Raw genomic sequence first — 7,067 nt, 5'->3', positions numbered from 1 at the left:
GCAGGGGGGACCCTGTGGGAGAGTAGGACGCCGCCGAACAAATTGTGAGAAGACCCCCGGACCGGGGATACCGGTCCGGGGGTTTTCTGCGTTCAGGGCCGGTTTTTCCACTCTCCGTCAATGCCGGGTTGTGGGCCGGCTTTCGGCTTCCTGGCCGGTGCCGGTTTTACTGGTGGCGTTTTTACAGGCGACCCGCGGACTTCAGCGCCAGGTAGGCGTCCGCCAGGGCCGGCGCGAGATCGTCCGGAGTCGCGTCCACGACGGTGACCCCGTGACGTCGTAGCGTCTCGGCGGTGCGCTGACGTCCCGCCTCGGCCTGGGCCGCCGCCGCTGCCTCGTACACGGCGTCGATGTCGCCCCGGGCCTTCGCCATCCGCGCGACGTGCGGGTCCGCGACCGATGCCAGCAGCACCGTATGGCGCTGGGTGAGGCTGGAGAGCACCGGGAGCAGGCCCTCCTCGACCGGAGCGGCGTCGAGGGTCGTCAGGAGCACGATCAAGGACCGGCGCGAGGTCGTACGCAGAGCTGTGGCGGTCAGGCCGCGGGCGTCCGTCTCGACGAGCTCAGGTTCGAGCCCCGCCATCGCGTTGACCAGGGACGGAAGGACGTCGCCTGCCGCACGGCCCTGGACCAGGGCGCGTACCCGGCGGTCGTAGGCGAGGAGGTCCACGCGGTCGCCGGCGCGGGAGGCCAGGGCGGCGAGGAGCAGGGCCGCGTCCATGGAGGCGTCGAGGCGGGGCGCGTCGCCGACACGGCCCGCGGAGGTGCGGCCGGTGTCGAGGACCAGAAGGATGTGACGGTCGCGCTCGGGACGCCAGGTCCGTACGGCGACCGTCGTCCGGCGGGCCGTGGCGCGCCAGTCGATGGAGCGGGTGTCGTCGCCGGGAACGTACTCGCGCAGACTGTCGAACTCCGTTCCCTCACCGCGCGTCAGCACACTGGTGCGGCCGTCGAGTTCACGGAGCCGGGCCAGCTTGGACGGGAGGTGCTTCCGGCTGGTGAAGGGGGGCAGGACCCGTACGGCCCAGGGGACTTCGTGGCTGCCCTGACGGGAGAACAGACCGAGCGGGCCGAACGAGCGGATCGTGACACGGTCGGCCCGGCGGTCGCCGCGGCGGGTGGGGCGCAGACGGGTCGTCACACGGCGGCGTTCGCCCGCCGGGACCGTCATACGGTGGCGGGAGGCCTCGACCTCCGTGCCGGGTTCCCAACTGCTGGGCGGCCAGGCATCCCTGACGTGGGAGCGCAGAAGGCGGCCGGAGGGATTGGTGACCGTGAGGGTGACGTCGGCGGCCTCACCGAGGCGCACCGAGGTGTCCCCGGAGCGGGTCAGGCCCAGGCGTCGTACGGGGGCCGCGAGGGCGGCGTCGCAGGCGCAGGCCAGGGCGAGGGGGACGTTCACGGCGAGGACGCCTGTCCAACTCGGCCCCCAGATGCCGACGGGGAGCGCGCCCAGGGCCGCCAGGAGAGCGGCGCGTCCGGTGAGTGCCATCAGCGGGGGACGGGGACGTGGGCGAGGATCGCGTTGATGACGGAGTCGGCCGTCACGCCCTCCATCTCGGCCTCGGGGCGGAGTTGAACGCGGTGGCGGAGGGTCGGCAGGGCCAGGGCCTTCACGTCGTCGGGGATGACGTAGTCGCGGCCGGTCAGCCAGGCCCAGGCGCGGGCGGTGGCGAGCAGGGCCGTCGCGCCGCGCGGGGAGACGCCGAGCGTGAGCGAGGGCGACTGGCGGGTCGCGCGGCACAGGTCGACGACGTAGCCGGTGATCTCGGGAGAGACCGTCGTCTTGGCGACCGCGGCGCGGGCGGCTTCGAGGTCGGCGGGGCCGGCGACGGGACGCAGGCCCGCGGCGCGCAGGTCGCGCGGGTTGAAGCCCTCGGAGTGGCGGGTGAGGACGTCGATCTCGTCCTGGCGGGAGGGCAGCGGGATCGTCAGTTTGAGGAGGAAGCGGTCCAGTTGGGCCTCGGGGAGCGGATACGTTCCCTCGTACTCGACCGGGTTCTGGGTCGCGGCGACCAGGAAGGGCTCGGGCAGCGGCCGGGGTGTGCCGTCGACGGTGACCTGGCGTTCCTCCATCGCCTCCAGGAGCGACGACTGGGTCTTGGGAGGCGTGCGGTTGATCTCGTCGGCGAGCAGGAGGTTGGTGAAGACCGGGCCGGGCTGGAAGGAGAACTCCGCGGTGCGGGCGTCGTAGACGAGCGAGCCGGTGACATCGCTCGGCATGAGGTCGGGGGTGAACTGGACGCGCTTGGTGTCGAGTTCCAGGGCGGACGCCAGTGCGCGGACGAGCAGCGTCTTGGCGACGCCGGGGACTCCTTCGAGGAGAACGTGTCCGCGGCACAGGAGGGCGACGACGAGGCCGGTCACAGCGGGGTCCTGGCCGACCACGGCTTTGGCGATCTCGGTGCGCAGGGCTTCCAGGGAGGAGCGGGCGGTGTCCGCGTCCTTGGTGTACCCGGTGTACCCGGCGTTGTCAGTGGTCGGGTCCATCATGAAATGCGTACCTCTCTTTCGAGGGCGTCGAGTTGGTCGGCGAGGGAGACGAGGGCCGCGTCGTCGCGGGGCGGCGGCCCGAAGAGGAGCGGGAGCAGGGCGCCCGGGTCGCCGTCGACGTGGGTGGCCAGGGCGGGGAGCAGGGTCTCGGGCGCGTGCGCCTGGGCCGGGGGTACGCCGATGAGGGGGGCGAGGCGGGTGCGGGTGGCGGAGCGGAGAGCGGCGGACGCGCGGTCACGGGCGGCGGCCTTGCGGTAGAGGCGGGCGCGGCCTTCGGCGGTCTCGGAGGCGCGGATCGCGACGGGAAGCCGTTCGGGTACGAGGGGGCCCATGCGGCGGGCCCGCCACAGTGCTGCCACGACGGCCGCGATGAGGAGCTGCAGGGTGCCCCAGAGCCAGCCCGAGGGGAGCAGGTCGAAGAAGCTCCGGCTGCCCGTGTCGGTGGCCGAGTCGTCGGAGAGCGAGGGGAGGTACCAGACCAGATGGGTGCGGGAGCCGAGGAGTTGGAGCGCGAGCGAGGCGTTGCCCTGCTCGTCGAGGCGGTCGTTGTAGAGGATGTCGGGGGCGCCGAGCACGACGGTGTCGCCGCCTCCCGCGCGGGCCGGCACGCGTACGAGCGTGGGCAGTCCCTCGCTCGGGTAGCAGGTGTCGGCGTCCTGGTCGGTGGTGCTGTAGCGGATGCCGCCGGTGTCGGCGCTGCCCGCTCGGCGCGCGGCGGGCAGATCGCAGCGGGGGGAGAGCGTCGAGTCGAAGCTGACCGCGGGGTCGGCGGTGACGCCGGGGGCGAGGGTGCCGAGGGAGGGCGGTCCGGGGGAGATCAGGATCGTACGGCCGCCCGATTGTTCCGTCGCCGTGCGCAGGTCGGTCTGCTGATGCCTGGTCAGCAGGTCGGGGGACGTGATCAGCAGGGTGGTGTCGGGGCCGGCCGCCGAGCGCGCCTCGCCGAGGGTGGTGACCACGCGCGTGGACACTCCCCGGTCGGCGAGGAGCCGGGCGACGGCCTTGCTGCCGGAGGGGTCGGCGGAGCGCGGGTCGAGGCGGCCGTGCCGGGCGTCCGAGCGGACCGCGGCTATCGCGACGGCGGCCGCCAGCAGGAGGACGAGCGCGAGGGCGATTCCGCGCGTTCGGGTCCAGATCTGGCGGGTGGTGGCCGAGGACGAGGTGGTGGGCGAGGACGAGGTGGGGGTGAGGGTGGCCTCGGTCATGACGCGGCCCCCTGGTGGCCCTTGCGGTCCGTCTTCGGGTGCGGGCCGGCGGCGCTGTCCGTGAGGACGGGCCTGGTGCGTTCCAGGTCGCGGTCGAGGTCCGTGAGGTGCTGGTACGCGCGTGGGTCGCCGGGGCGGCCGCCGTACGTGATGTCGTCGAAGTCGCGTGCCGCGGCGCGCAGTCGGCCGTCGTGGGAGGGCAGGGAGCGGCTCGCCTCCGCGGCGGCCTCGTCGGCCGTGCGGCCGGGGCGCGGATCGAGCAGGGCGCGTTCCTCCAGGGACCGTACGACGGCCCGCATCCGTTCCTGGACCGCCTGGTTCCAGTGGCCCTGGGCGGCGTGCGCCTCGGCGGCGGCGCGGTGTTCGGCGGCGCTCCTGGGGCGGTCGTCGAAGAGGGCGGCGGACGAGGCGGGGGCGCGGTGCGGGGTGCCCAGGCGCCACCACAGGGCGGCCACGACCGCCACGACGGCGAGGACGATGACCACGAGTCCGAGTGTTCCGCCGGGCGTCGCGGACGAGGCGGCGCCGAACAGTCGGTCGACCCAGTCCCAGAAGGCGTTGAGGGCACGCTGGACGAGGCTGGGGTCGTTCTCGTGGTACATCCGCTTGGACAGTTCGCGTCTGGCCGCCTCCCGTGCGGCCTCGCGCGGTGTGGTCACCGGTGGTGTGTCGTCGCGGGCCGACGCGAGGACCGTGATCGCACCGGTGTGCGGCCCCGCGAGCACCGCCGTGAGAACTCCCCCCGCCCCGTTCACCGCATCAACTCCCTGGTGTGGTGCCGGTGGTGCCGTATCCCTGGAGGCCGGCGGCCCGGGCCAGATCGAGGTCGAGGGCCTCGCGGCGGATGCGCCGGTCGATGTACAGGAGGACCGTGACGCCCGCGGTGATCGGGAAGGTGATCATGGATCCGATCACCGAGCCGATGCCGCTGACGATGAGGTAGGTCCAGCCGAGGTCGCCGCCGGAGCTGTCGAGGAAGCCGGTGAACCCGTCGCCGCTCAGCGCGGCAGCGAGGACGGCGAAGGGGATCACGACGATCGACGCCACGATGTTGGCGATGATCGTGGCGAGGAGCTGGATGCCGAACACCCGCCACCAAGAGCCGCGGACGAGTTTCGCGGAGCGGCGCATCGACTTCGTGATGCTCTGCTTCTCCAGCATCAGGGCGGGGGAGGCGAGCGAGAAGCGGATCATCAGCCAGAGGGCGACGACACCCGCGGCGAGGGCGCCGAGGACGGCGAGCGTGAGGCCGGCGTCCGTCGAGCCGCCCGCCACCACGAGCAGACCGGGCAGCGCGCCCGCGGTGAGGATCGCGACGGCGATGAGCGGGAGCAGCAGGGTCAGGCCGAGCAGCCTGGCGAGCTGGGGACGGGCGTCGCGCCACGCCTCGCCGGTGGTCACCGGCTTGCCGATCACGGCACGGCTGGTCACCGAGGTGAGCAGGGCCGTCGCGACGATGGTGCCGAGCAGGGTGACGAGCAGGACGAGACCGGAGCCGAGGAGGGCGTCGCCCATGGCCCGGCTCAGCTCGCCGAGGGTGGCGCTGGGGTCGTCGAGCGCGTCCGTGTCGGTGCTGTCCAGGACGAAGCCCTGGAGCAGGATGACGGCGACCTGCGTGACGACGGCGACGGCCAGCGAGATGCCGAGGACCGTGCGCCAGTAGGCGCGCATGGTCGACACGGCGCCGTCCAGGATCTCGCCGACGCCGAGGGGGCGCAGCGGGATCACGCCGGGCTTGGCGGCGGGCGGTTGCGCGCCCCAGCCGCTGCCCCAGCCGCCGGGGCCTCCCGGGGTGCCCTGTCCGGGGCCTCCCCAGCCGCCGTGTCCACCGTTCTGACCGCCCGGCGGACGGCCGGCCCAGCCCCGGCCGGGCGCGGGGGGCGGCGGGGCCTGCGCGGGCCCCTGCGGGGCGGGCGCGGACCACTGGCCGGGCGGGGGCTGCTCCTTGGACCACTTCGACGGCTGCTCGGGCGGGTTCGCTCCGTCCTGGTCCGCGGGCCCCGGGGTGCCGGACGAGTCCGGCGTCTCTTCGCCGGAGGGGGCGGATCCGGGCGACGCCCAGCCCGGAGTGTCGTTCATCGTCGCTCCTTCACGGTGCCCGTCCCGCGGTCGCGGCGGCAGGTTGGCAGCCATCGTGTCACGGCGTGCCCGGCAGAGTACGGGGCCCCGTATGGGCTGCACACCTTCAATAGTCCGCCGGGTACGGGGCAGACTGGGCGAATGGCCGATCACTACGCGCAACCCCGCGAGGACAGTGGACCGACGGAGATACCCGCGATCCGCTGGCACGAGCCGCCCGAAGGTCCCGTGGTGGTCCTTCTCGACCAGACGCGGCTCCCCGCGGAGGAGGTCGAGCTGGTGTGCACGGACGCGCCGGCCCTGGTGGAGGCGATCCGTACGCTCGCGGTGCGCGGTGCGCCGCTGCTCGGGATCGCCGGTGCGTACGGCGTCGCGCTCGCGGCCGTACGCGGCTTCGACGTGGAAGAGGCCGCCCACGCCCTGGCCGGTGCCCGGCCGACGGCCGTGAACCTCGCGGTCGGTGTGCGCCGGGCGCAGGCGGCCCACCGGGCGGCGCTCTCCGCGGGCGGCGACGAGACGGTGGCCGCGGCGGCCGCGCTGAACGCGGCGCGGACGCTGCACCGCGAGGACGCGGAGGCGAGCGCGCGCATGGCCGAGCACGGCCTCGCGCTGCTCGACGAGCTGCTGCCGGGCGGCAGCCACCGGATCCTCACGCACTGCAACACCGGGGCGCTGGTCTCCGGCGGCGAGGGCACCGCGTTCGCCGTGGCGCTCGCCGCGCACCGGGCCGGACAGTTGCGGCGGCTCTGGGTGGACGAGACGCGGCCCCTGCTGCAGGGCGCCCGTCTGACCGCCTACGAGGCCGCGCGCAGCGGCATGGCGTACACCCTGCTCACCGACAACGCGGCGGGCTCGCTGTTCGCGGCCGGGGAGGTGGACGCCGTGCTGATCGGCGCGGACCGCATCGCGGCCGACGGTTCGGTGGCGAACAAGGTGGGGAGCTATCCGCTCGCGGTGCTGGCCAGGTACCACCACGTGCCGTTCATCGTGGTGGCGCCGGTGACGACGATCGACCAGGACACGCCCGACGGCGCGTCCATCGAAGTCGAGCAGCGCGCGGGTCATGAAGTGACGGAGATCGCAGCTCCGCAGGTCCCGGTGGCGGGGGCGGAGCCGGGAGGGGGTATACCTGTGGCACCCCTGGGGACCCAGGCGTACAACCCGGCGTTCGACGTGACGCCGCCGGAGTTGATCACGGCGATCGTCACCGAAGAGGGCGTTGTTTCGCCCGTGACGGCTGAGGCTCTCGCCGAGCTGTGTGACTTGTCACGCCAGGTAACGATTTAGTTA

6 protein-coding genes are annotated in these 7,067 nt (G+C 73.6%); 1 reads left to right on the top strand and 5 read right to left on the bottom strand.

The genetic code is table 11. From position 1 onward, the window contains the following. Positions 1-181: 181 nt before the first annotated feature. The 5 genes from ACZ4TO_RS15145 to ACZ4TO_RS15125 are packed head-to-tail and all read right to left on the bottom strand — an operon-like array spanning position 182 to position 5,777. Positions 182-1,492 carry a DUF58 domain-containing protein gene (locus ACZ4TO_RS15145; protein WP_468024349.1) on the bottom strand — a complete coding sequence of 437 codons (1,311 nt, stop codon included), beginning with the start codon at positions 1,490-1,492 and terminating at the stop codon, positions 182-184. Continuing rightward, positions 1,492-2,490 (bottom strand): AAA family ATPase, encoded by a 999-nt coding sequence (locus ACZ4TO_RS15140; RefSeq protein WP_468024348.1) that lies wholly within the window; start codon positions 2,488-2,490, stop codon positions 1,492-1,494. The genes ACZ4TO_RS15145 and ACZ4TO_RS15140 overlap by 1 nt, the downstream gene beginning before the upstream one ends. After that, positions 2,490-3,698, bottom strand: a complete 1,209-nt coding sequence (locus tag ACZ4TO_RS15135) for a DUF4350 domain-containing protein (protein ID WP_468024347.1) — start codon at positions 3,696-3,698, stop codon at positions 2,490-2,492. The genes ACZ4TO_RS15140 and ACZ4TO_RS15135 overlap by 1 nt, the downstream gene beginning before the upstream one ends. Further along, complete coding sequence (locus ACZ4TO_RS15130; RefSeq protein WP_468024346.1) at positions 3,695-4,453, bottom strand: DUF4129 domain-containing protein; 759 nt, start codon at positions 4,451-4,453, stop codon at positions 3,695-3,697. The genes ACZ4TO_RS15135 and ACZ4TO_RS15130 overlap by 4 nt, the downstream gene beginning before the upstream one ends. A gap of 4 nt (positions 4,454-4,457) precedes the next feature. Continuing rightward, positions 4,458-5,777 carry a DUF7847 domain-containing protein gene (locus ACZ4TO_RS15125; RefSeq protein ID WP_468024345.1) on the bottom strand — a complete coding sequence of 440 codons (1,320 nt, stop codon included), beginning with the start codon at positions 5,775-5,777 and terminating at the stop codon, positions 4,458-4,460. A gap of 141 nt (positions 5,778-5,918) precedes the next feature. Between ACZ4TO_RS15125 and mtnA the strand changes: the two genes are divergently transcribed. After that, complete coding sequence (gene mtnA / locus ACZ4TO_RS15120) at positions 5,919-7,064, top strand: S-methyl-5-thioribose-1-phosphate isomerase (RefSeq protein ID WP_382790420.1); 1,146 nt, start codon at positions 5,919-5,921, stop codon at positions 7,062-7,064. Positions 7,065-7,067: the final 3 nt, after the last annotated feature.

It is taken from the genome of Streptomyces sp. NPDC028298 (assembly GCF_055565895.1).
The sequence above is the reverse complement of the archived record's forward strand: the minus strand, read 5'-3'. Positions and strand labels throughout refer to the sequence as shown.